Source organism: Blautia hansenii DSM 20583 (genome assembly GCF_002222595.2).
Taxonomy (GTDB): domain Bacteria; phylum Bacillota; class Clostridia; order Lachnospirales; family Lachnospiraceae; genus Blautia; species Blautia hansenii.
Window position 1 is genome coordinate 1,980,056 of sequence record NZ_CP022413.2, and the last position, 22,914, is coordinate 2,002,969.

General features: G+C 35.0%; 24 protein-coding genes and 6 tRNA genes. 27 read left to right on the plus strand and 3 right to left on the minus strand.

Annotated elements, in window-relative coordinates; genetic code table 11:
* Positions 1-56 precede the first annotated feature (56 nt).
* From CGC63_RS10095 to CGC63_RS10105, 3 genes are all read right to left on the minus strand, one after another.
* The gene (locus CGC63_RS10095) at positions 57-770 is read right to left on the minus strand and encodes an antirestriction protein ArdA (RefSeq protein ID WP_003020225.1); all 714 of its coding nucleotides are present in this window, start codon (positions 768-770) and stop codon (positions 57-59) included.
* On the minus strand, positions 770-1,111 hold the full coding sequence (locus CGC63_RS10100; RefSeq protein WP_003020223.1) for a DUF7768 domain-containing protein: 342 nt from the start codon (positions 1,109-1,111) through the stop codon (positions 770-772). Before CGC63_RS10100 ends, CGC63_RS10095 begins: the two co-directional genes overlap by 1 nt.
* 283 nt (positions 1,112-1,394) lie before the next feature.
* A complete protein-coding gene (locus tag CGC63_RS10105; RefSeq protein WP_003020216.1) occupies positions 1,395-2,840 on the minus strand; it encodes a ParB/RepB/Spo0J family partition protein in 1,446 nt (481 codons plus the stop codon).
* A gap of 248 nt (positions 2,841-3,088) precedes the next feature.
* On the opposite strand from CGC63_RS10105, the gene CGC63_RS10110 reads away from it, so the two are divergent.
* From CGC63_RS10110 to CGC63_RS10215, 27 genes are all read left to right on the plus strand, one after another.
* A complete protein-coding gene (locus CGC63_RS10110) occupies positions 3,089-3,523 on the plus strand; it encodes a hypothetical protein (protein ID WP_040351100.1) in 435 nt (144 codons plus the stop codon).
* Positions 3,524-3,641: 118 nt separating this feature from the next.
* Positions 3,642-3,995, plus strand: coding sequence for a hypothetical protein (locus CGC63_RS10115; protein WP_040351099.1), 354 nt, complete (start codon positions 3,642-3,644; stop codon positions 3,993-3,995).
* 21 nt (positions 3,996-4,016) lie between these two features.
* On the plus strand, positions 4,017-4,640 hold the full coding sequence (locus CGC63_RS10120; protein ID WP_003020206.1) for a hypothetical protein: 624 nt from the start codon (positions 4,017-4,019) through the stop codon (positions 4,638-4,640).
* 498 nt (positions 4,641-5,138) lie between these two features.
* Positions 5,139-5,224, plus strand: a tRNA-Tyr gene (locus tag CGC63_RS15350).
* 6 nt (positions 5,225-5,230) lie between these two features.
* A tRNA-Gly gene (locus CGC63_RS15355) sits at positions 5,231-5,303 on the plus strand.
* Between the two features lie 4 nt (positions 5,304-5,307).
* Positions 5,308-5,396 (plus strand) — tRNA-Ser (locus CGC63_RS15360).
* Positions 5,397-5,839: 443 nt separating this feature from the next.
* Entirely contained in the window at positions 5,840-6,508 is a 669-nt protein-coding gene (locus CGC63_RS10125) for a GIY-YIG nuclease family protein (RefSeq protein WP_003020200.1), read from the plus strand.
* 3 nt (positions 6,509-6,511) lie between these two features.
* Entirely contained in the window at positions 6,512-6,742 is a 231-nt protein-coding gene (locus CGC63_RS15365; protein ID WP_003020197.1) for a hypothetical protein, read from the plus strand.
* Positions 6,743-6,791: 49 nt separating this feature from the next.
* A tRNA-Leu gene (locus CGC63_RS10130) sits at positions 6,792-6,875 on the plus strand.
* 132 nt (positions 6,876-7,007) lie between these two features.
* Positions 7,008-7,079, plus strand: a tRNA-Asn gene (locus tag CGC63_RS10135).
* A gap of 3 nt (positions 7,080-7,082) precedes the next feature.
* A tRNA-Lys gene (locus CGC63_RS10140) sits at positions 7,083-7,154 on the plus strand.
* Positions 7,155-7,294: 140 nt separating this feature from the next.
* Positions 7,295-7,483, plus strand: a complete 189-nt coding sequence (locus CGC63_RS10145; RefSeq protein WP_003020194.1) for a hypothetical protein — start codon at positions 7,295-7,297, stop codon at positions 7,481-7,483.
* 17 nt (positions 7,484-7,500) lie between these two features.
* The gene (locus tag CGC63_RS10150) at positions 7,501-8,937 is read left to right on the plus strand and encodes an MBL fold metallo-hydrolase (RefSeq protein ID WP_003020190.1); all 1,437 of its coding nucleotides are present in this window, start codon (positions 7,501-7,503) and stop codon (positions 8,935-8,937) included.
* 16 nt (positions 8,938-8,953) lie between these two features.
* A complete protein-coding gene (locus CGC63_RS10155; RefSeq protein WP_003020188.1) occupies positions 8,954-9,577 on the plus strand; it encodes an ATP-dependent Clp protease proteolytic subunit in 624 nt (207 codons plus the stop codon).
* 22 nt (positions 9,578-9,599) lie between these two features.
* Positions 9,600-9,905, plus strand: a complete 306-nt coding sequence (locus tag CGC63_RS10160; protein WP_052530449.1) for an HU family DNA-binding protein — start codon at positions 9,600-9,602, stop codon at positions 9,903-9,905.
* A gap of 20 nt (positions 9,906-9,925) precedes the next feature.
* Positions 9,926-10,099 (plus strand): hypothetical protein, encoded by a 174-nt coding sequence (locus CGC63_RS15370; RefSeq protein WP_003020182.1) that lies wholly within the window; start codon positions 9,926-9,928, stop codon positions 10,097-10,099.
* A gap of 149 nt (positions 10,100-10,248) precedes the next feature.
* Positions 10,249-11,361, plus strand: coding sequence for a hypothetical protein (locus tag CGC63_RS10165; protein ID WP_003020180.1), 1,113 nt, complete (start codon positions 10,249-10,251; stop codon positions 11,359-11,361).
* A 57-nt stretch (positions 11,362-11,418) separates the two neighbouring features.
* Positions 11,419-12,711 (plus strand): YonG family phage-derived protein, encoded by a 1,293-nt coding sequence (locus tag CGC63_RS10170; RefSeq protein WP_003020178.1) that lies wholly within the window; start codon positions 11,419-11,421, stop codon positions 12,709-12,711.
* Positions 12,695-14,557 (plus strand): terminase large subunit domain-containing protein, encoded by a 1,863-nt coding sequence (locus tag CGC63_RS10175; protein WP_003020176.1) that lies wholly within the window; start codon positions 12,695-12,697, stop codon positions 14,555-14,557. Before CGC63_RS10170 ends, CGC63_RS10175 begins: the two co-directional genes overlap by 17 nt.
* 793 nt (positions 14,558-15,350) lie before the next feature.
* A complete protein-coding gene (tnpA, locus tag CGC63_RS10180; protein ID WP_003020170.1) occupies positions 15,351-15,767 on the plus strand; it encodes an IS200/IS605 family transposase in 417 nt (138 codons plus the stop codon).
* Positions 15,748-16,887: an RNA-guided endonuclease TnpB family protein gene (locus CGC63_RS10185; protein WP_003020167.1), complete on the plus strand. Its 1,140-nt coding sequence runs from the start codon at positions 15,748-15,750 to the stop codon at positions 16,885-16,887. The genes tnpA and CGC63_RS10185 overlap by 20 nt, the downstream gene beginning before the upstream one ends.
* 365 nt (positions 16,888-17,252) lie before the next feature.
* Positions 17,253-18,737: a hypothetical protein gene (locus tag CGC63_RS10190; RefSeq protein WP_003020162.1), complete on the plus strand. Its 1,485-nt coding sequence runs from the start codon at positions 17,253-17,255 to the stop codon at positions 18,735-18,737.
* Complete coding sequence (locus CGC63_RS10195) at positions 18,712-18,909, plus strand: hypothetical protein (RefSeq protein ID WP_003020159.1); 198 nt, start codon at positions 18,712-18,714, stop codon at positions 18,907-18,909. The genes CGC63_RS10190 and CGC63_RS10195 overlap by 26 nt, the downstream gene beginning before the upstream one ends.
* 12 nt (positions 18,910-18,921) lie before the next feature.
* Entirely contained in the window at positions 18,922-20,634 is a 1,713-nt protein-coding gene (locus CGC63_RS10200) for a hypothetical protein (RefSeq protein WP_089438686.1), read from the plus strand.
* Positions 20,635-20,693: 59 nt separating this feature from the next.
* Positions 20,694-21,155 (plus strand): hypothetical protein, encoded by a 462-nt coding sequence (locus CGC63_RS10205; protein ID WP_003020148.1) that lies wholly within the window; start codon positions 20,694-20,696, stop codon positions 21,153-21,155.
* A 16-nt stretch (positions 21,156-21,171) separates the two neighbouring features.
* A complete protein-coding gene (locus CGC63_RS10210; RefSeq protein WP_040351097.1) occupies positions 21,172-21,648 on the plus strand; it encodes a YonB family capsid-like protein in 477 nt (158 codons plus the stop codon).
* Between the two features lie 426 nt (positions 21,649-22,074).
* Positions 22,075-22,869: a GIY-YIG nuclease family protein gene (locus CGC63_RS10215; protein WP_003020139.1), complete on the plus strand. Its 795-nt coding sequence runs from the start codon at positions 22,075-22,077 to the stop codon at positions 22,867-22,869.
* The last annotated feature ends 45 nt before the right edge of the window (positions 22,870-22,914 follow it).

Here is a 22,914-nt window from a genome sequence, read left to right on the forward strand (position 1 = left end):
CTTCATCAATCAGTTACACCGCCTCCTTCCTTGGGACAATTTGTCTCGAAGTGCCATCACCGATCCCCACGGTCTTTTTTCTGCATTTGACGGTAGCCCTCCAAAGAAGAACCGTCTATGATTTCCTGATAAGCGGCCATTTGCTCCCGGATAGAGAGCTTCGGGAAAGAGAATACCTTATGTTCCTTGGGAATATCCTGCAAGCCGTGATACACTTCCACGAAATGATCGCTTTCTTTGACAACATAGCCGCCCGGAGCAAAATGGCCGTTTTCGTGGATGCAGGCATCCCGGCCATACGCCTCATAATCGAAATACGGTTTTACCTGATCCGGCACATCCAACATTTCCAGATCGTCCACATAAATACGCCCCAGCGTTTCCTCATCGGATACGCCGGGGTAAAAGCCGTAACAGTCCAGATTTTGTGTCAGATTGATGATGTCCCGCACCGAAGAACAGTGATCGCCGCTGTCGAGGACGGCCTCCAGTGTTTCCAGCTCCGATGAGGTAAACTCGGAAAGCAGGCAGGCCAGATGATTAAGCTCATCCAGATTTTCATACTCGCTCAAATGGTCATAGAGCCCCAGCACATCCCCATCGAAAGAGGTAATAAAAATTTCCTGATAGCGGACGCCATCCACGCCGATCCGTTTCAAGAGAGCCTCCACCTCCTGGGCGGTTGTGGGAAATTTCAGTGTTTCACCCACAAGCTGGCCCTCGCTGTACTTCCCCGCATTGGTAACGTAGGCTTCAAACAGGGTCGCCATCAGCGGCGGCCCTGTCCCTTGACGGTCAGGATGCCCTCAAGGGTTGTTGCCGTAATTCCCAGCCGCTGGGCCACGGCAATATCATTTTTCATGGCTTCGGTCATACTGTGCCCGCAGACAACCAGCACATGAGAACGGCGGAGCAGGTCACGGCTCATGTCGATGCCGCTTTTATGCTCCTCGGGAACAGCATCGTTGAGAAACAGGGGCAAGTACAAAGGCGGACAAATAGGAGAAAAGCCTGCCTCATACACGGTGCGGCAATACTGCGCCGCCAGTTCTGCGTTTTCGCTATCGCCGCCGAGCCATGCAGCGGTGATATAAGCAAGGGGTCGTTTCATCGTTCATACCTCCGATATTTTAATAAGAAAGTTCAACCCAAACCCCACGCCCTTTCCCAGTCTTGGGAAAGGGGGCGGCTCTGGAGGATATACCCCCGCCGCTTGCCGGGGAAATAGCACAGCCGGGGCAGACCGTCAAGGGCGAGCCGCCGAAAACGGCGGTGCGCTGCACCCTTGACGGCCCACTCCCGGCTGTACTAAAAAACAGGCGGCGACGGGGGATATATACCACCAGAGCCTCTGCGTGAGGGCGGGGCCCTCGGGACAAAGTGTCTCGAAGTTGTTACTTGTCAAGTTCCTGCTTTTTCGGGGCTTTTGCCAGCTCCGGCGGCTGTTTTTCTTTCCAGTCATCCAGCAGGGACATAATCTGTTCTTTCATTTTGGCGGGAGTGACCTCCTTGCCAAAATACTTTTCCAGTTCCGCAGTAGAAATAATCACGCCTCGATCCTCCTTTTTCTGTTCTGATAAGATACCGTCAATGACATCGCCGTTAAGCTTGCCTTCCTTATCCAGCTCCCGGAGCCGTTTAGCCTGGGCCAGCGAGGGCGAAGCCTGCTCCCCGTCAATGGAAACAGCAATAAGCCTCTGATTTTTCGGTTTGATGTAGGAAAGCTCCACGGCAGGCATGAAGCCCATCTTTTTATCGTCTACCTTATCCAGAAGCTCCGGCACAAGGGAGTTGAGCCGCAAGTAGCGCATGACCTTTTTATAGTTCATTTCATGCGCCTCGCCTACAATCTCAACCGAGCGTTTCCCGACATCGCCTTCCGCAACACCTTTCAGCCGCCCGCCCTGATGCTTGATGTCCTCAACCTCGAGTTCCAGCAGCGCGGCCAATTCGCTGGGGAGCATCCCGTCACGCTGCTTGTTGCTGTCCTTCATGGCCTGTACCGCTTCGTGGTCGGTCATTTCACGGACGATAAAGGGCATTTCATCCAACCCGGCCAGCTCGCTACCGTGGGTACGGCGATGGCCCGCTACAATTTCGTAGCCGTTTCCATCTTTCTCCGGGCGGGCAAGACCGGGAACCATTACACCGTTTACGCGGATAGAAGCAACGATTTCCTGCATCTTCGCATCGTCCCGTACCTTAAAGGGGTGCGGACGGAATGTGTGAAATGGATGAACCTCGGAAAGTTTCAGATAAACCAGCTTGCCTTCCTCAACCGGGCGTGGAGGTGTGGTCGGCGCGGGAGCCGTCTGTTCCACAGCAGCTTCCTTCGGTGCCGTATCCTGTGTGGGCTTTACGGGCTCCTTGGCATCCGGGGCCTTTCCGTCACTTCGGGACACTTTGTCTCGTTTGGACGGCTTGGGCTTGTCAGGGGCCGCCTTATCCGCCTTGGGTGGGCGGCCCTTGTGGGCCCCAGCCGATTTCTCCGCTTTCTGATTTTCAGTCGCGGCCTTTTCCGCTTTCGGCGGACGGCCACGGCGCGACTTTTTCGGCTCCTCCGTATTGGCGGGCTGCGGTGTTTCTCCGTGGGCTGCTGCCTCTGGCGTTTCGGTGGTTTCCGCCTTTTCGACTTCGGCGCGGGCGTTCTGCCTCTTTTCCGCCATAAGTTCATTGATTTTGTCAAAGGACACAACCACATCGCCGGACTCAGGTATGGCAGGCCCGGTCTGTTCCTGCTGGGGCTCAGACGCTGCGGCCTGTTCGGGTGTGGTGATAGGCTCGGCGGCCTCCGGGGAAATATTCTCCGCAGGGCCAGTATTCAATTTTTCATCGGCCATTTACGATCCTCCTTTTCGTTAAAGTTGCACAAATTTGAACGCTAAAATTTTGTAGTTATTTTTGTGCCTCCTTTCCGTCTATCCACGCAAAAAAGCCGCCCGTTTTTCATGCCGGACGGCTTTTTGCGTAATGTGATAGATCAAATATTATTTTTTCTGGTTTGTAGGCTCCGAAAAGCCTTGTATTTACAGTGTTCCTAATAGGAAGTAATCATAAGATTATCAATGGATATTTATTACCTAAAAACATGGAGTGCAATCTTACAATAGATGAAATTTTAGATACTTCTGATTATGATTACGAAAATGTCCGGAGAGATAATGTAAATAAGATTATTGGAATGCTTTCAGATTTTTTAGAATATTCAAATCTTCTATTTAAAGATCATAAATGTGGAGATAAATATAAAGAATATATGGAAACAAAAAACTGGCTGTACACGCAGATAAATCAATTAACTATAAACAAAGATACCATTATTGCTTTATATAGGAAACTAAAAAAAGACGAACAATTAAAAAAATACGTTATGACTATTTTATTTAATATAGGAAATCATGAAGCTTTTGATTTAATCAAGCAATCAGCAGAAGATATTCCTTTCCTTATTAAAGACGACAATGGTGATATTGATATATATGGTCTAAAATATTCGAAAACATACAAAAAACCTTCAAAATAATTCAAGTTTTGTTTTTGACGATGCAAAAAAAGTAAATAAAATATTACCTTTTTTGCATGTCGAGAACGTGGGTGTATTGGAAGGAAAAAACAATAGTGATTTAAAGGAGATAATAAAAATGAAAAAAAATAAATATAATCAAGATACTTTTACAAATCGTTTCACAGGTGAGGAATTATCTACTTATCCTACTCCTTTTGCGGAGTTAAGTAAAGTATCTAAAAGAACTAAAAATGAAAATAAGTTAAATTCTCAAATCGAAAAATTCACAGGACGTTATATTTGTAAGTTTTGTGGTGAAAAAATGGATTGGGTTTCAGATACAAATGTTATGGTATGTAAAAATCCATTATGCAATGGTCATGAGAAAACATTAAAAAATAAAAATGGTGATGAACTAAAATTAGCTGAACCATCCATGAAAATTTTAACAAAACGTGGTACAGCTATTGCAGAAACACTCTTAGGTTAATTAAGAAAGGATAAAAAGGATATGGAAAAATTATTAGTAACTCAGGCTTTAAATGAATTAAAATTATTAGACTCAAGAATTTTAAACGAAATTGAAAGAAGCAAATTTGTTGCATCTGCTAAGAAAATCGAAAAGAAAGTTACTCCTCATGTAACAAAAGAAGAATTTAATGCTAAAGCGAAAGCTAACTACGCTTCTATTAATGATTTAATTGCTAGAAAGTCTAAAATTAAGTCCGCTGTTATTGCTTCAAATGCTGTAACTGTTGTTGAAGTTAATGGAGTACAAATGACTGTCGCTGAAGCTTTAGAATTGAAAAATTCTATTGAATATAAAGAAGAACTTCTAATAACTTTGAAAGCTCAATTTGCATCATCCACTAAAGATGCCTTAAATAAAAACATTGCACTTGAAGCTAAAATTGACAACATTTTAGAGACAATGGTTGGAAAGGATGCTAAAACTAAGAGCGAAGATTTTAAAGAAGTAGTAGAACCAATGAGAGAAAATGGTGAATATGCTCTGGTAGACCCATTGGGAATTGAAAACGAAATTCAAAAATTAGAAGATGAAATTTCTGGTTTCAAATCCAATGTAGATGCCGTATTACAGATTTCTAACTGCATTACTTACATTGAATTTTAATTGAATAAAATATTGCCAATTATACGAAAACACTAAATTTATATACCCTATTCTTTTTGGGTTAAAAAAGAACACTATGCGATTTGATAGAGATAATGCATATTATACTATGATATTAAGTATGTATCAATGGAATTTTAAACAATGGTGTATACATGATAGGACATCATACACATACGATTGTTTGAAAATGTGACATACATATACAACTATGTAAATGCTCAATGTTTAATTTTCAATTCTGTAATTCTAAATTCTTAATATTTAATTCTTAAACTGTACAATTCTTATTTCTCAATCTTTGATAAAATCCTCAGTTTAGGTTTGGAATTTATATAAATATCCATGTGTAATCCTTGGGGCTGTATAATTGGCAATAAATAAATCAAACTGCAAATATTTACATTTAAACTGTTGCTTACAGCAAATTTATTTAATATGGGAAAATTTACAAATTAAAAAAGATATTTAATTTTATTTATGCAGCAGTGACTTTCTCGGAGTGTAAATCGCTAAGGAAGGCGAGCAGGTCTGTAAAACCTGTGTCATTGCGACTTGAGTGGGTTCAATTCCCTCTACTCCGATTTGATGCATCGTTAGTATAACGGAATATTATGTCTGATTTCCAATCAGAAGATATGAGTTCGACTCTCATACGATGTTTTTTGGCACAGTGTCCGAGTGGTTTATGGTGCTCCCCTGCTAAGGGAGTGATGAGAGAAATCTTGTCCGATTGTTCGAATCAATCCTGTGTCGGTTATATTTAAGCCAAGGCGAAAGGCTTTTGCGGCATCCATCCGCATTAGAAGTGGGAAGAAGCTGGTAGCATGAGCCATAAAATCATGCAATGTTAATACATGGATGGCAGAGTCAGGCTGATTGCGGTGGTCTTGAAAACCACATATCCAGAAATGGGTACTAGGGTTCAAATCCCTATCCATGTGTCGGCTCAGGATTGAGTCCAATACTTGCAAGTGTTCTCAGTGATGATGCTGGGTACAAATAACGGAATAACTGATAAGTAACTCATGATAGGGTATGCTCCTATCACTTATCTCCTACTTCCAGTGAAGATGCTGGATATATTTACAGAACGGAATTACTGGGCTATGTAACGAAATGTTACGTAGCCTGCACATGTGCTTAATAGAAATTAAAGTTAAATATTAGATTAAATGTAAATAATAAGGGAGATTTATATGAAGGAATTAAAAATATGGAATAACTTTACAGATTTGAAAGAAAGTGGAATATTTGAAATAGAAGAATATTTTGGATATGTTTATTTTGTAGAATATGGAAAATATCTAAAAATTGGTTGTACCAAAAACCCCTTAGAAAGACTTAGAACTCTTAGTAGTAATGCAAAGCTATATCATGATGTTGTGCTAGGTAGAATATATATTACTCCTATGCATACCAACTATCCTGAGAATGAAAGAATTTTACATAGACATTTTGCTTTAAGAAGAAAAGATAATAGTGAACTATTTTCCATATCAATCGAGGAAGCTATTGGGTCTATAGCAGAAATTCCCTTATCGTTCTTAGATGAGTCTGCTGAAAAAGAAGAAAGACATAAAAAAATAATAGAAGGAATTATAAAATACATATCACAATCAAAGTGTAAAGAAAATATGTTAGTAAAAACGTCTGATTTTGGTTGCATTCTTGCTATTATATTAGACTTACTTTCTGAGATTGTCGAATTATATGAAGAAATAAATAATTTAACTGACGATGTGTTAAACTGTATTGATACGGAAATACCTGATGAAATTTTTAATCAAATCATGAGTTTAGGAAATAATGTCCATACCTTAAATGAAAAAGAACGTTCAAAACTACATGAATTATTTGGTGTTTAGCCTATGAAAAACAAAATATCAGGAAAACATATTTATCCTAACGATGGAACAGACAGTCGTTTAAAATATTGTAGAAACATTCCAACTCAGCATTTCTTTCAGCAATGTCAAATAAAAAATCCAATAGAAAATCCAAAAAATTATAAAGTAAATTATTCATTATTCCCCTTCTGGGTAAGATGGATTGATAATGTTATAGAATTCTTTGAGAAAATAACTGGAAAAGAATTTTAATATTTTAACAGAGAAAAATTGGGAGCAGTGAAAATATCTCCCTCATTATGTGACAATGGCGGAATTGGCAGACGCACTTGATTTAAACTCAAGTAGACTTAGTTCTGTGAGGGTTCAAGTCCCTCTTGTCACATTTGTCAATATGGGAGTATCGTTTTATGTAGTAAGACTCTAGTCTCCAAAACTAGAAAATAGGGTGCAAATCCTTATGCTCCTGTTGCGGTTTTCTTGGCGTTTCCCTATAAAAACGTCCGTACTTTTATTTGGGTGTATAGCCTAGTGGTTAGGCAACTGCCTGTTAAGCAGTCTTAGATGTGTTCAATTCACATTGCACCCGTAACGGTCTGTAGTGAAATGGCATCACAGCACCCTTTTAAGGTGCAAATTTTGGGTTCAAGTCCCAACAGACCGATTATCGTGCTGTGGATTTTATTCTTCCCAGTATGAGCTATGTAGAGAAAACTACTAAAAATCACTCTCCTAACAAGGAGAAATTTAATATGAAAGGATGAAAAGGACATTAAGCAAATTGACAAAAAATGTGTTCAAGTATTGATTGACTATGGGTATACAAAAGAAAGTTCTTTAAAAGGAATTTCTATTACTTCTCGTGGTAAAAAATCTCGTGGTAAAAGATACTACGCAAAGGATGTAATGGCATTTAATGCTTGGAAAATTTTAGGTTACTCTCCTATTGACGCTGAATATCAAAATTGGTTGAGTAATCAAAAGAAAAAATAAGAAGAAAAGAGAAACGTATGGCAAAGAAAAATACTGTTTCAATCAATGTGATTGGAGGAAATGCTGAAGATGTTACAGGAAGTGCTTCTCTTATTACATTTGATAATCTACTAATTTTATTTGAATTTGGACTTATCCAAAAAGGCAAAAATATTTATGAAAACTACTGTTACAATAGAGAACTTATCGGCAAAGTTAAGGCTAGTAAAATTGATTATATTATTGTTGGTCATACTCATGCAGACCATATAGCTTTAATACCAGCTCTTTATGCAAAAGGATGTACAGCAAAAATAATTGTTCCAAAAGGCAGCTATGATATTATGAAAGAAATGTGGTTAGATTGTGCTTATATCAATCAACGTGATTGTGATATTTTAACTGCTCAAAAAGAAAAGGTATTTTATCCATTTTATGCAAATGAAGATGTGTATGCTGCTTTAAATAATGTTATTGAAGTAGAAATGAATAATAAGTATTCTGTTACAGATAGCTTCCATCTTCGATTTGTTCCAGCAGGTCATATCTTATTCTCTGCACAAACAGAATTATTCTTTACTAAATCAAATCATACAAAAAAAGTATTGTTTACGTCTGATTTAGGAAATCTCAATTTGAAAAATCATAAGTTATTTGTTGAAGAATTTGAACCTGTCATAAATGCGGACATTGTTATTGGAGAAGCTACTTACGCTTCTGCTGAAAGAACTTCCTCAAAAAAAACGCTGAAAAAAGATATGGAGAAAATAAAAACTATTATTTCCCAATATTGTGTTGATTATAAGAAAAGAGTTCTTATACCCTGTTTTGCATTAGACAGGCTTCCATACATGATGTGGATATTGTACAGTTTGTTTGGGACTGATGAAAATTTCAATATTCCTATATGTATTGATAGTCCATTAGGAATAAGGCTACTAAGAGCTTATAAAAAAAATATACCAGAGGAAATGCAACAAGATTTTTCAAATATGTTAAAATGGAAAAATTTTAAATTTATTGAAGAGTCTGAGGACAGCAAAGCTGCTATCGCTGACGATAAGTCAAAAGTCATATTAGCATCTGCCGGTATGCTTACAGCAGGTCGTAGTGTTAAATGGACACAATCTATATTACCCTCTTATATGGATTGTATTATGTTCATTGGTTATTGTGCAACAAATACCTTGGCATATAAAATCAAGAACTTCTCGGATAGAAGTACGGTGTCTATCGCAGGCAAGGAAATTAACAATAAGGCAAGCATAGTTGACTTAAAATCATTTTCAAGTCACATGCAACATTATGATTTATTAAATTACTATTCTAATATTAATGCTCAAAAGATATATCTTATTCATTCTAATCAGAATGATAAAATCCAATTCAAAGAAGAATTACAAAATGAAATTAGTAGAAAAAACAAAACTACAAAAGTTGTTGCTGTCAATCGAAGTACAGTAATAAATATATGATTAAAAGGACAAATATATGGGTGATTATTTAAACAATTTACTTCTGGAAGTATGCAATGATGACGATATGTACACTATTCAGACAAAACAATATTTAGCTCAACGTAAAATTATTCTCAATGACATTGTTGATGAAGATATTGTGAGAAATGTTACGTTAAATATTTTCCAATGGAATAAAGAAGATAAAGATATTCCTATTGAAAAAAGAAAACCGATATGGTTATATCTCAATTCTCCGGGTGGAGATGTTACAGAGGGATTGAATGTTATTGATGTAATTAAAGCAAGTCAAACTCCTGTATATACAGTGTGTTTTGCAACTTGTGCTTCAATGGCGTTTCATATCTTTATTGCAGGACATAAGAGATACTGCTTTAAGAATTCAATACTCCTCATTCATGATGGAGAAGTAAGTATTAGTAATAGTTCTTCCAAAGCTAAAGATACAATGAAATTTATCGAGTCTTTGGATGAAAGAATTAAACAACATATTTTAGAAAATACAAAAATAACTGCTGAGTTCTACGAGTCAATATATGACACAGAATATTATTTATTTGCAAATGATAAAGGAAAAGAACTTGGTTGTGTAGATTATATTATTGGCGAAGATGCGCCATTATCAATTATTTTATAAGAAGAAAAGGAGAAAAATTATTATGGAAACAATTAAAATGACAACAAAAGAAATGGTAAAAGGTGTAGCTGAATTAACAGGTAAAACTCAGAAAGAAGTTAGAGAAGTTTTAGATGGAATTGAAGATGTTGTAATGGCTCAGGTGGGACAGGCAACTGAAGATAATTCTGTTGAAATCAGATTGTTCAATGGTTTATATGTTACTTCTGAATTTGTTGCACCACACACAGCACGTAATCCACGTACAGGTGAAACATTTACAGCAGAAGGAAAAAATCGTGTAAAAGCAAAAATTGGTGCTGCTTTAAAAAATGCTGCAAATCAGTAATTGTTAAGGAAGATATAGTTATGATTAATAATGATTTATGTGCTTCATGTAATAAAGTTACAGTGTGTCGTATCAACGATGTATTATATAAATTTCATGAGGATGCTAAAAAAGACCTTGGTGTAGAAATCACAATGGAAAATTGTGAAAATTTTGAGGATGCTACACGGAACGCTATTGTAGAAGAATATTAAAAGAATTTGGCTGTTACTTCGGTAGCAGCCATTTTTTTTAGAAATGGAGAAAGAGGATTATTATAGAAAAAGAATTAGAAAAATTTGGTCTGTCAAAAGAAAGATATTTAGCAGCATGTAAAGATATAGATGCGAAACTGGAAGGGAAGTTGGATATTGACTGGTGCGAAATAAAAGATAAATACAATATTCAATGTTCTGCTGATACAATTAGAAAAGCATCTACTACTATTTTTGGTGGACATTATAGAAAGAAATTAGAAAAAACTCCTGACAGTAATTTAGATGACAAAATTGCAGAATTACGTGAGGAGCGTATTAAATTGCAAACAGTTAATTTAGAAAATTCAAGATTAGACAGATCTGAATATAGACAGAAATTATATTACGAATATGTAGGAAAAGCTATAACTACTCTTCCACTACCTGATTTTGAGCCATTATTTAATAATTTTTCAGAAGAAAAAGCTACTCATTATTTACTAACCATAGCTGATGTTCATTATGGAGCAACCTTTAAAAGCGTAAATAATGTATATTCTCCTGAAATAGCTCACGCAAGATTTCGTGACCTCTATCTTGAAATGGTGTCTTTTATCAAAAAACATACTGTTAATACATTACACATCGTTTCATTAGGAGATTTAATACAGGGTATTTTACGTATGTCGGACATCAGGTTAAATGACTCTTCTGTTGTAAAGGCTGTCGTTGAAGTAAGTAGGCTTATGGCTCATTTTTTAAATACATTGTCTAAATATGTAAATATTGAATACTACCATGTTCCATTTGCAAATCATACACAAATACGACCACTGGGTAGTAAAGCTAATGAATTACCTCTTGAAGACCTAGAATATGTTATTGGTAATTATATTGCCGACTTAGTTAAGGATAATAAACGCATACATGTTCATTTTGCTCTCGAAGGAGAGAATGGAATTAATATTAACATACCCGGAAATACTATTTACGCCATGCATGGTCATCAAATTAAGAATTTAGAAAATGCAATTAAGAATATTTCTTCTTTAAAAAGAGACTTTATAGATTATTTAATTTTAGGGCACTATCATGGCAGTTCTGAAATTCCTGCCGGAGAAAGTGTTTGTAACGATACAGAAGTACTGGTAAGTCCATCATTTGTGGGGTCAGACCCATATAGCGACAGTTTGTTTAAGGGGTCAAAAGCTTCTGTAAAAATTTATGGATTTGATGAAATATATGGACATACAGAAAGTTATAAAATTATTTTGAATTAAAGGGACATATTGTTCCTTTAATTTTTTTACAAACAAATTTTTGAAAGGGGGAATTTTATGGCGGTCACAAAATCTTCTCCTGTAAGAAAACCTATTGCTGAGGTAAGGAAAGAAAACGAAGAATTACATAAAAAGATAGAAGCTTTAGAAAATGGTGGTTATTGCTATATGTGCGGAAAACATAAGGCAAAAACCAATTTTTATCAAAACACAGATCCGAATATAAAATCAGGTATTACAGGAATTTGCAAAGATTGTGCAAAGAACATTGCATGTAGATATGATGAAAAGACCGGAGAATATTTAGGTTGCACAAAAGAGTCTGTAATGGAAGCATTAACGTACATAGATAAACCTTTTCTTGTCAACTTGTGGGACGCTGCCTATTATGAGTTGCAAGATGAAACTACGCCAGCTCAGAATAAGCGCAAAACAATTTGGGGTAATTACATAAAGAATGTATCTATTGCTCTCTACAACGGATTGCGCTGGAAAGATAGTGACATATTTACAGGAAATTATTATGCAGGTAGTTTAGACAAAGCTTTGAGTTCTGAAGAGGAAGAAGAAATTCAAAGAGATAGAAAAGAAAGACAAAAAGAATTAGCTGTTGAATATAAGAAAAATAGAGAAGACGTAATTAAGCTTTATCATTATGACCCTTTTGAATATGAAGCTGAAGAAGATAAACCTATTATGTATGCACAAGTGTCAAACATGTGTAATACCTCAGACGAGTCAGAAGACGATGTTATTAAACTAAATTCTATTATCAGTATTGTCAAGCTGTCTGTGCAGGTAGAAAAAAATAATCGTGAAATCAGCCGTTTGCAGAATGAAGCTTTAAATGATAGAAACATCAGTGCTATCAAAAGCTTAACATCTGTTAATAAAGATATGAATAACTCTATTATTAATTTAGCTAAAGAGAGTAAGCTATCAAAGGGTAGTTCCGGTACATCTACAAAGGGTACGAATACATGGACTGGAAAAGTAAAAATTCTAAAGGAAATGAAGCTTCGTGAAGAAGAAGTTAATGCATTTGAAGTTGAAACATGCAAAGGAATGCAACAAGTAGCCGAATTAAGTGACGCTGCAATTATTAAACAAATAGGTCTTGATGAAAATGATTACTCTGACATGTTAATAGAACAGAGAAATCTTATTACGAAAATAAGAAAAGATAAAAATTTAGCAGAAGAAAGAATGCGGATATTATATAGAGAGAATGTGGATTTAAAACGTTTGTTGGAAAAAAATGCTATTAAGATAGATAAAAACTTAGAAAGTAATTATCTATTTGCTCCTGAGAAATCAAAGGAGGTTGAAGCTGATGAGTCAGACTCCTGAGAAAAATATTTGGACACCAGAGTATGAAATCTATATTCCTTCCAATGAAACGGTTATAACCCAACGAAAACTTGAGGGTTTGAAAAAATTAGCTGAGATTAAACAATGGGGAATTCGGAATCCAACAAAATTTATGAAAGAATTTATTGGCGTGGAATTACTTGACTCTCAAGAATATGTCTTTATGAACAGTTGGAATAAGCCATTTTGTTTATGGCTAGAGTCAAGAGGCGCAGGAAAAAGTACAATGTTAGCCTTATATTTTATGACCAAAGGATTATTGTTTAATAATTACTGGGCTTACATTTGTTCCGGTAACGCTGACCAAGCACAGGAAACCTTTAGGAAAATTGAAGACATTGCCAAAAAGAATATTGAGTCCATGACAGGTCTAACTGACGTATTTGTAAATGAATTGGTTAAAAATCAAGCAAACACTGATGGCTTTGTAAGAAGTCCTATGGGATTTACTTATAAACTGTACAATGGCTCTTTCGTTAAAACATTAAACAGTAATATAGATGGAAAAAGGGGCAAGAGAGCAAATGCTGTTTGCTTTGATGAAGGTTCTTGGTTGTCAGAAGAAATATTTAATGTTATTGGTGCTTTTACTGCGGTAAATAAAGAATTTAAACTTGGTGGAGATATTGATGTAAATGCCATACCAAGAGAAATACCAAATCAATTACTTTACGCCTCTTCTGCTTCTTCTGTGGATACTGCATTTTATAATAAGTATAGAGATTTTTCTAAGAAAATGTTGCTTGGAGATGACAGATACTTTGTTGCTGACATTAATTGCGATATTGTTATTCATGCAACGCAAAAAGGCATTCCATTAAACAAGTCTCTACTTAGTCAGGAAACTGTAGATAATGAAATGCGAAACAATCCAGAAAAAGCTCTTAGAGAATATTATAATCGTTTTACAAAAGATGGTGGAGTAAATCAGATTATTAAGCGTTCTCTTATCGTGCGAAATTCAGAGAAATATGTTCCTGTAATGTACAATGATACAGGAAAACGGAAATTTGTATTGTGTTATGACCCTGCTCGTAACATAGATAACAGTACGGTTTTAATCAGTGAAATTTTAGACGCCGATGAAGGATATAAATTAAAAATTGTCAATTCTGTAAACTTCACAGATTTAAATATTAAGAAGAAAAAGAAACCAATGCGTACTCCTGACCAGATAGCCGCATTGAAAGAATTAATTGTAAATTATAATGGGAAAGATGTTCCTGATTATGATAATATTTTCTTTTTAATTGATGGCGGTTCCGGTGGAGGTGGAAACTTAATTCCTGACTTCTTTATGGAAGATTGGAAAGATAAATCCGGAAAAACTCACAAAGGTCTTTTAGATAAAGAGTATTCTGCTGATTATATCAAACAATATCCTACTGCTGTTAATAAAATCAAAGTAGTAACACCTTCTGGTTACAAATCTCAAATGTATGAAGCATTAATCAAAATGGTTGAAAGTGACCTCATTATTTTCCCAGAACATTATGATAATCACGGTTATTTAGTATTTACAAATGAAGATACGTTAAAAGTAAATAGTGTTAAACAAGAGTTGTATGCGAATGGTTTTACAGATGAGGAAGTTGAAGAAAAACTTTCTGAGATGAACTTAGTGCAACAAGAAACTTATAAACTCTCCTTAGATGAGGAAAATGCCTTATCCCAGATAGATGCAATGAAAGAAGAAATTGTTAATATCTGTCGTGTTAAACGAGATGGAGGAAAAGATGCTTTTAAACTACCAGCACATAAAGATGCAGATACAGGCGCATCAGAAGCTACTATGCATAAACGTCATTGTGCAATTGCAGCATAAACCTCATAAACTGCAAGAAAATAAATTCAATCTAATTGACTTGGAAGCCCAGAAGTGGGTAACAGGGCTGAAGAACTTTAGTTCACAGTGAACGACTGAATGATTGAATTCCACAGAGGTATTTTGTGGAAATGCGACAGTCTGAACTCACACTATAACAAAATGAAATGTGAGAAGGAAACTCGAAGAAGTTTCCTCGCCTATTTTGTCAATAGGTCATAAAGTAACAGAAAGGATGATAGAGCCTAGATCGTGTGGGCTTATAACGGAATAATCCATAAGCCGTTATTAGAAAATTCTCTTTAATTGACTTGAAGTTCCAGAGATGGATAACAAGGGGCAAGTTTAAATACAGCCTGAACGACTAAACAAGAGAACTACATAGGAATTAAATGTAGATGCGATAGTCTGAACTGTAACTATAATCGAAATACGAAATTACAGAATTATGGTCGAGTGTAAAGACACTCTTGGAAGTACCATAATCGCTTTTGTTTATTAAAAGTAGTAACAAAATAATTGACACTCTCGCCATGACTGGTTGGTATCTCAATGAATTGAGAATGCAAAGCATCAGAACAGAAAATAAACCTAAAATTGACCCGAAGTCTGCTTTTAAAATTAGAGCACCTAAAAAAGTGAGCAGATTTTAACACGCCGTGAGCAAGAAATCCCCACCTCTATAGGTGGTGGGATGAATTGCGATTAACACGGCGTTTCTTGACTTTAGAATCTTGCTGTGTTACAATGTATTTACAAATCAGTCGTATCTAACGGAAAGGATATAAATATAATGCAATTGGATACAAATAATCATTCGGTATTCATGTTACACTATCATTTGATTATGTGTATAAAATATCGTAACAAAGTAATAGACGATATTATCTCTAATCGTTTGAAAGAGATATTTGAAAAGATTGCTCCTGCCTATAACATTACATTAGAGGAATGGAATCACGATACAGACCATGTTCATATTCTATTCAAAGGGCAGCCGAATACAGAAATCAGCAAGTTTATCAATGCATATAAATCCGCAAGTAGCAGACTCATAAAGAAAGAGTTTCCTCAGATACGTAAGTCTCTATGGAAAGAGATGTTTTGGTCACAGAGTTTTTGTCTGCTGACCACAGGTGGAGCTACCGTAGATATTATCAAGCAGTACATAATGTCACAGGGGAAGAAAAATGACAAACAAAGCAATTAAGTATCGCATATATCCTACAACTGAACAAAGTATTATGTTCTCTAAGACCTTTGGCTGTTGTCGTAAGGTCTATAATCTTATGCTTTCTGATAAGATTGAGGGCTATAAAGCAACTGGGAAATTCCCTACTGTAACACCTGCTAAATACAAGAAGGATTATCCTTATCTTAAAGAAGTAGACAGTCTTGCACTTGCTAATAAACAGATGGATTTGCAGGCAGCATTTCGTAATACATTTAGTAAATCACGCAAAAAGAAAAACGGATTTCCTAGGTTCAAATCTGCAAAGCATAGTCGTAAGTCTTACACTATAAACAATCAAAAAGGCACAGTAGCTATTCTGGACAACAGATACATCAAGCTCCCTAAAGTGGGTAAGGTGAAGGCTGTTATTCATCGTATTCCCGATGATAATTGGATTATCAAATCTGCTACTATATCACAGGAATCAGATGGTAAGTATTATATTTCTGTGCTTTTTGAGTTTGAAAAAGTAGAAAATATTTATATAGCGGATAAAACTAACGCCATTGGATTAGATTATGCTTCTGATGGCTTATATGTAGACAGTAATGGCAATGTGGGTACTAATCATAAGTATTACCGTGAAAGTCATGATAAGCTTGCCAAAGCACAGCGCAAACTGTCTCGTATGCAAGGCTCTAAAAAGCAAGAAGATAAATCTAATAACTATATTAAGCAACTCCGTAAAGTAAACAAAATTCATAGGCATATTGCTAATCAGCGTTTGGATAACCTACATAAAATATCTACTGAGATAGCCAATCAGTATGATGTTGTTTGCGTAGAAAATCTAAATATGCGTTCTATGGCAAATAAGGGTTTTGGTAACGGCAAAGCGACACTGGATAACGGATATGGAATGTTCCTATCTATGCTTGAGTATAAGCTGTCTGATAGAAATAAGTATCTCGTAAAAGTAGATAAGTGGTTTCCGTCATCACAAATATGCCATTGTTGCGGTGCATTGCATCCCGATATGAAGGATTTAGCTAACCGCAAAATGGTATGTGATTGTGGTCTTACAATAAACCGTGACCAAAACGCTGCTATCAATATCCTAAACGAAGGATTACGCCTACTTAGTGAAGTAGCATAAACAAAATATATAGTAGGGATGGAATTAGCCCAAACTTATACGCCTGTGGACATTGTGTAAGACATTGAGTTGCGTAACATTGCAGCCAACGCAGTAGTGGTTGAAGCAGGAAGCTCCGACTTCTATAAGTCGGAGCAGTTCACTTTCATACAAAAAAGGGCGTTTTTTCTTCAAGTTTGAAAATTTACATCCTCTTTTTATGGTTAAATTATTAAATATTTGCACACTCACTAACGTGGGTGTATAGGAAAGAATAAAGTTTAATTTTATTTGTATACAATATACAAGATATTTACTAGAATTTTGAAAGGAGGGGGATTTAGCTGGTTTCTCCGCAGAAAAGAATATTTGATGCAGAAGAAAAAATGCGTCAACTGAAATTTGAAAAATTAAAAGAATTATTGCTTGGAAGTGCAAAAGGTACAAAGTCTAAAACTTTTACCCAGTATACTAAAGAGCAAATAAAAAAATATTTACAGAACCCTTATGCTAATATTCAGAATATTAGAAATGTCTCTATGTTCTTAGAGAGAAATTCAATGATATATAAAAAAATCATTGATTATTATTCTAAAATGCCTCTCTTTGATTATAACATCACTTATAAAATTGATAAGATTGGGAGTATCAAATCTTCTGTAATGAATGAATATATTCAAGTATTAAAAAATTTACAGGAAATACCTATGAAAAAAGAGTTTTCAAAAATTATAGCAACTGCTTTAAGAGATGGAGCATTTTATGGATTTATATATGATGGAGAAGGTGATGGATTTTTAATTCAGCCACTAGACCCTGCTTATTGTAAAATTACTGCTCAATCCTCTTCAGGTGAATATATTTATGCGTTTGATGCTACTTTCTTTGACAAGGGAAATAATAAAGAATATTTATATGGTACAGGTGAAGACACTGAAGGTGTCTGGGATGATATTTTCATAGATGGGTATGAAACTTATAAAAATCAAGGTATAGATTATCGGTGGTTTGAAATACCGATTGAACGTTCTATTTGTATTATAAGTGGAAATGACCCAGACATGCCACTGCCATACTTTTTGCCAATTTTTATAAGTTTATTAGATTTATTAGACTTAGAACAAATATTGGCTTCAAAAGCCGAATTAGAAAACTATGTATTGCTGGTAAGTAAAATCCCATTATTACAAGGGGCTAATACACCAGATGAATTTGCAGTATCTCTTGAGATTGTTCAAGCAATGCAGAATTTAATTGACGAAGTTGTACCTAGCTTAGTAGGCACTGCTTATTCCCCATGTGAACTTGACGTAGTTCATTTCGACCAAAGTAACAAAGCAGAGGATACTAACAAGCTTGCCGAGTCTATGCATAATTTATTTTCAAATCTGGGAATGTCTGAATTAGTTGTTTCTGGTGGCTCTTCAACAAACTCTGTTGGTCTAAAACATTCAATTCAAAATGACGAATCTATTGCTTTTTCTTTTATGGAAGCTCTGGAAAGCTGGATGAATTCTTACATAGAATTAAATTATTCTGATAAATTCATATTCTATTTCCACAGGACAACTTATTTTAGTCAAGAAATTTTTGTAAATCAAATTAAGGATGCAGCTACATTGGGCTTACCCGTAGGGATAGATTATGCCACTGGACTTGGGTATACACCTTACGAAGTTATGTGCAATACATTTTTAGAACAGGCAATCGGTATTAAAGATGGACTTTGGAAACCATTGTCCACTTCTTACACTGAGTCTGGAAATGACAAATCTTCAGGTGCTCCTCAAAAAGATGAGGGAGATTTATCTCCTGAAGGAATTAAAACAAAGGAGGGAGATAAAAATGCAGGAACAAAAGCCTCTAAGTAATTTTATTAAAACAACAGACAAAAATACTGCTGAAAAATTACGACATTTAGGATTTTATGAAATAACTGATAGTTCTCCCGGTTATTTTGTTTTTGTAAATTGCATTTGCAATTTTGCAAAAGCTGATATTGATATGAAGAAAATACAGTTTACTAATGTACTGTGTTTTTAGAAGGGAGAATAAATGAGAATTATTACTTTAGACCAGTTGCAATCATACTGTGAAAAATATAATCTTTCTCACTACTCTTCTACTGCCAACGATAATGCAATGGTATTTGTTCAAGTTCCCGGAGAATTTAGAAAAGATACTTCTATAAAATTTTCTGATGAAGAAACTGATGGATTATTACCAGTCACACTGCAAAGTTGTCATATCTATGAAAACCGTAATGGTTCTTACATTTCTAAGGCAAGCATGAAAAAAGCTATGCCATCTTTTTCAAATCGACCTATTCTTGGTCATATTATTCAAAAAGATGATGGAACGTATGATTTTGATTCTCACAACATGGAAATTGTCGATGACCCTTGGAATGAAGGAGAACAGCGAACACATTATATTGAACAACCTATAGGTATTATACCTGAAAGTTGTAACGCTAGGTTGGAATATGATGAAAAAAAAGAAAAAACTTATGTTGTGGTAGATGGATGGATTTACGAAGATTATGGCAATGGTGCTGCTGAAATTATTAAAGAAAAAGGTGGTACTAAAGTTTCTGTAGAACTTGGAGTAAAAAATTTTTCCTATAATTCTAAAAAGAAACGTTTAGAAATTGAAGAATTTGTTTTTATGGGTGTCACAGTATTAGGAGAACATGTTGGTGAAGGAATGTTGGGTAGTAATTTAAAACTATCTGATTTTTGTAGTGCAGAAAACAACCTAATTGATTTCACACAGGTAAGTAAGGAAATACAAGAATTAAATGAGAAAATTAAAAATATGGAAAAATTATATTTTGAGAAAGGAGGAAACGGATTGAAGCTGGACGAATTATTAGCAAAATATAATGTAACTAAAGAAGATTTGGATTTTGATATTGAAGGATTAACTGAAGACGAGCTAGAAAAAATCTTTTCAGAAAAATTTGAAGATACAGACTCTTCAGTAGAAGAAGTTGAGGATGATAATTCAGAAGAAAATGATTCTTCAATTGATAATTCAGAAGAAAGCGAACCTCCTGTAGATGTAGAGTTAGACTCAGAAACTGAAGAAACAGATTTACAGGACAAAGAAATTGAAAACACTGTATCAGAAACAAGTGATGAGTCTAAAAAGAAAACATATTCTATTAATTTAGGTGAAAAAGAATATACATTTGAATGTTCTTTAGACGAGGTTATTTATGCTTTAGAAACAGTTGTAAACAATACATATTCTGAGCAGGATAATACATATTACACAGTTAAAGTATATGACAAGCATGTGGTTATGTTAGATTTATGGACTGGAAAAGCATTCAAGCAGAATTACAAAGTACGTTCTGGTTCTTATTCATTAACTGGCGACAGAGTTGAAGTATATGCTCGTTATGTTACTAAAGAAGAAGAAACTGCTTTAGATGAAATGCGTAGTAAGTTTTCTGAAATGGAAAGCAAATTAAATGACTATATTGCTAAAGAAGAAGATGATAAAAAGAAAGAATTAGTAAGTTCAGAAGATTATTCCTTAATTTCCGATAGCGAAGATTTTAAGGCATTAGTTGACAATATTAATGAATATTCTTTATCTGAATTAGCATCCAAATGTGATGCACTATTATTACAATGTGCAAAACAAAAAAATAATTTTAGTTTTTCCAACAATACAGATGGAAAAAGAAAAGTCCGTACAGGAAACCAACGAGAAGAAAAATACTCACCTTACGGAACATTATTTCAAGAATATAAGTAAAAAAATTTGAAGAACCTTGAGAGGTTCTTTTTTAGTGTAAAAAAGAAAGGAGACTTAAAATGGTTGATTTTATTAAATTTACTAAGCATGCCTGTGCGGGTAGTTCAAAATTAAAAGCTACTACTGCCGGACATATTTACAATATTTTAATTGAACAGGATTTAGACAATGGTTCTGTGGTTGCTAAAGGCGATTACGTAAAACCAGAAGTATATAAAGCAAAAGATAGTACAGGATTTGCAGGGAAAATTGTTGATGTAGCTGCAAACGGAAATTTCTATGTAGAAGTTGAAGATCCGGGAGATGCAGTTTTACTGTTGCAAGTTCCTATGATTTATGAGGAATATACAACTGCTATGCAGCATGAATCTAATTTTTATAATGCAAATGGCGACATTGTAAGAGGCTATGAACTGTATAAAGGAGACATCTTTGAACTTTCTAAAGAAGGTTTTGAAGGCACTCCAGAAAAAGGTAAATCTGTAACTATTAACAGCAAGAAAGTAAAAGTTGAAGATTAAAGGGAGGAGTAAGAATATGGTTAATAAAATAAATTTTTCAACAGAAAATTTACAGAACGTATTTGCTGTAAGAGACTATAACGAATTCTCCCAGTTAATGTTTGACACTGGAATGAATCGTGAAAAAGTTTCAAAAGATGAAGCAAATGATAAAATTCGTGAAATCATGTTTAACATTTTAGGAACAGATAAATATTCCACAAAAAAAGAAATTAGACGTGCTTTCAGACGACATAAAGATGAAGTATTCGAGGTTATTGAAGAAACAGTTGAAAATCTGTTAGTTAGCGGATGGGGAGACAATCCTTTCTTCAATGAATTTGTAGAAATTAGAAACATGAATGATGGTGATACAAATGAATTTTATGTTCCTGACGATAGTATTCTAACAGTTTCTGAATTATCAGGAAATCACCACGATATAGTACGTCAAAGATTAGCAGAAGGAAGTACATTCCGTGTTAAAACTTCTTGGTATGGGGTTAAATTTTAGCTCCAAAGTATTGTAAAATGCTTTAAAATTATAAACACATTGAATTGCTGGAAATCCTTAAAGCTAATTACACCACAGCATAAGTATGAAATATGACTAAGTGCGAAGGTTGTGAAAACAGAAAAAAGTAATTAGATGATACATGGTTAAATCCTAAATATCAAAAGCAAGAAACACCTATTTTAGGTGTTTTTATTATGCTCAAAATAGGCAATCAGCAGCGAAGCTCCGAACAGGAGAACGTTCAACGACTATCTCGTAAGAGAGTAGGGTTACAAGCTATTGGTAATTCGAAGTGGTGTGCAGTCACCTACGTGTGGCTGAAGATATAGTCTAATCTTTAGTGAAAGCTAAAGGGCTTTTGCCAACAAGGAGTAGCGTCCTAATGATAACATTTTTCGAAATAATTACAAAAAGAAGGTATTAATGAAAGATAATTTAACTGAAGAATTATGCGGTATTTACTGTATTGAAAATACAATAAACGAGAAAAAATATATTGGAATGTCAAGGAATATAAAAAGAAGATGGAATGAGCATAAGTCTTATTTAAACAATCATACGCACGCAAATCAATATTTACAATCAGCGTGGATTAAGTATGGAGAAACAAATTTTAACTTTTATGTTCTTGAGTTGTGCGAAGAAAAAAATCTTAGCGAAAGAGAATGTCATTATATTAAATTATACAAATCTATGTCGCATCAAAATGGATATAATTTAACCCCCGGAGGAGAAAATACTTCTATCGGTAAGGTTGTTATATGTCTAAAAGATAAATCCACCTATAATTTTGTGCATGAGGCAGCGAGCAGTGCAAATGTTAGTTCTGCAACAATGTCTATTTGGTGTAAACAAAAACGAAATTACATGTATCTGGAAGAATTTGATGAATTAAGTTCAGAAGAAAAAGATTATTGGATAAATTTTAATTGGGAAGAATATGATCATGTCAGATTAGGAAAAGCCCATTCTCGTGAAAACTTATCTAAAGAAACACTGGAAAAATATAAGCAAGCCCTTACAGGAGAAAACAATCCAAGAGCTACTAAAGTATATTGTCCTCAATTAGATGAAGCATTTGATTGTATCAAATATGCGTCAGATAAATATGGAGTTAATCGAGGAAGTATTACTTCATGTTTAAAAGGGAGATTAAAAAGTGCTGGTAAACATCCCGTTACCGGTGAAAAACTAACATGGGAAAAAATCGAAAAATGATATCAATTGTTAAATAAAAATGTAAAATTTACGCAGAGTATGAGA

What these genes read in the sequence shown, in the direction of transcription:
- CGC63_RS10095 (WP_003020225.1), bottom strand. Translation starts at nt 770, where the DNA reads ATGGCGACCCTGTTTGAAGCCTACGTTACCAATGCGGGGAAGTACAGC.
- CGC63_RS10100 (WP_003020223.1), bottom strand. Translation starts at nt 1,111, where the DNA reads ATGAAACGACCCCTTGCTTATATCACCGCTGCATGGCTCGGCGGCGAT.
- CGC63_RS10105 (WP_003020216.1), bottom strand. Translation starts at nt 2,840, where the DNA reads ATGGCCGATGAAAAATTGAATACTGGCCCTGCGGAGAATATTTCCCCG.
- CGC63_RS10110 (WP_040351100.1), top strand. Translation starts at nt 3,089, where the DNA reads ATGGAGTGCAATCTTACAATAGATGAAATTTTAGATACTTCTGATTAT.
- CGC63_RS10115 (WP_040351099.1), top strand. Translation starts at nt 3,642, where the DNA reads ATGAAAAAAAATAAATATAATCAAGATACTTTTACAAATCGTTTCACA.
- CGC63_RS10120 (WP_003020206.1), top strand. Translation starts at nt 4,017, where the DNA reads ATGGAAAAATTATTAGTAACTCAGGCTTTAAATGAATTAAAATTATTA.
- CGC63_RS10125 (WP_003020200.1), top strand. Translation starts at nt 5,840, where the DNA reads ATGAAGGAATTAAAAATATGGAATAACTTTACAGATTTGAAAGAAAGT.
- CGC63_RS15365 (WP_003020197.1), top strand. Translation starts at nt 6,512, where the DNA reads ATGAAAAACAAAATATCAGGAAAACATATTTATCCTAACGATGGAACA.
- CGC63_RS10150 (WP_003020190.1), top strand. Translation starts at nt 7,501, where the DNA reads ATGGCAAAGAAAAATACTGTTTCAATCAATGTGATTGGAGGAAATGCT.
- CGC63_RS10155 (WP_003020188.1), top strand. Translation starts at nt 8,954, where the DNA reads ATGGGTGATTATTTAAACAATTTACTTCTGGAAGTATGCAATGATGAC.
- CGC63_RS10160 (WP_052530449.1), top strand. Translation starts at nt 9,600, where the DNA reads ATGGAAACAATTAAAATGACAACAAAAGAAATGGTAAAAGGTGTAGCT.
- CGC63_RS15370 (WP_003020182.1), top strand. Translation starts at nt 9,926, where the DNA reads ATGATTAATAATGATTTATGTGCTTCATGTAATAAAGTTACAGTGTGT.
- CGC63_RS10170 (WP_003020178.1), top strand. Translation starts at nt 11,419, where the DNA reads ATGGCGGTCACAAAATCTTCTCCTGTAAGAAAACCTATTGCTGAGGTA.
- CGC63_RS10175 (WP_003020176.1), top strand. Translation starts at nt 12,695, where the DNA reads ATGAGTCAGACTCCTGAGAAAAATATTTGGACACCAGAGTATGAAATC.
- tnpA (WP_003020170.1), top strand. Translation starts at nt 15,351, where the DNA reads ATGCAATTGGATACAAATAATCATTCGGTATTCATGTTACACTATCAT.
- CGC63_RS10185 (WP_003020167.1), top strand. Translation starts at nt 15,748, where the DNA reads ATGACAAACAAAGCAATTAAGTATCGCATATATCCTACAACTGAACAA.
- CGC63_RS10190 (WP_003020162.1), top strand. Translation starts at nt 17,253, where the DNA reads ATGCGTCAACTGAAATTTGAAAAATTAAAAGAATTATTGCTTGGAAGT.
- CGC63_RS10195 (WP_003020159.1), top strand. Translation starts at nt 18,712, where the DNA reads ATGCAGGAACAAAAGCCTCTAAGTAATTTTATTAAAACAACAGACAAA.
- CGC63_RS10200 (WP_089438686.1), top strand. Translation starts at nt 18,922, where the DNA reads ATGAGAATTATTACTTTAGACCAGTTGCAATCATACTGTGAAAAATAT.
- CGC63_RS10205 (WP_003020148.1), top strand. Translation starts at nt 20,694, where the DNA reads ATGGTTGATTTTATTAAATTTACTAAGCATGCCTGTGCGGGTAGTTCA.
- CGC63_RS10210 (WP_040351097.1), top strand. Translation starts at nt 21,172, where the DNA reads ATGGTTAATAAAATAAATTTTTCAACAGAAAATTTACAGAACGTATTT.
- CGC63_RS10215 (WP_003020139.1), top strand. Translation starts at nt 22,075, where the DNA reads ATGAAAGATAATTTAACTGAAGAATTATGCGGTATTTACTGTATTGAA.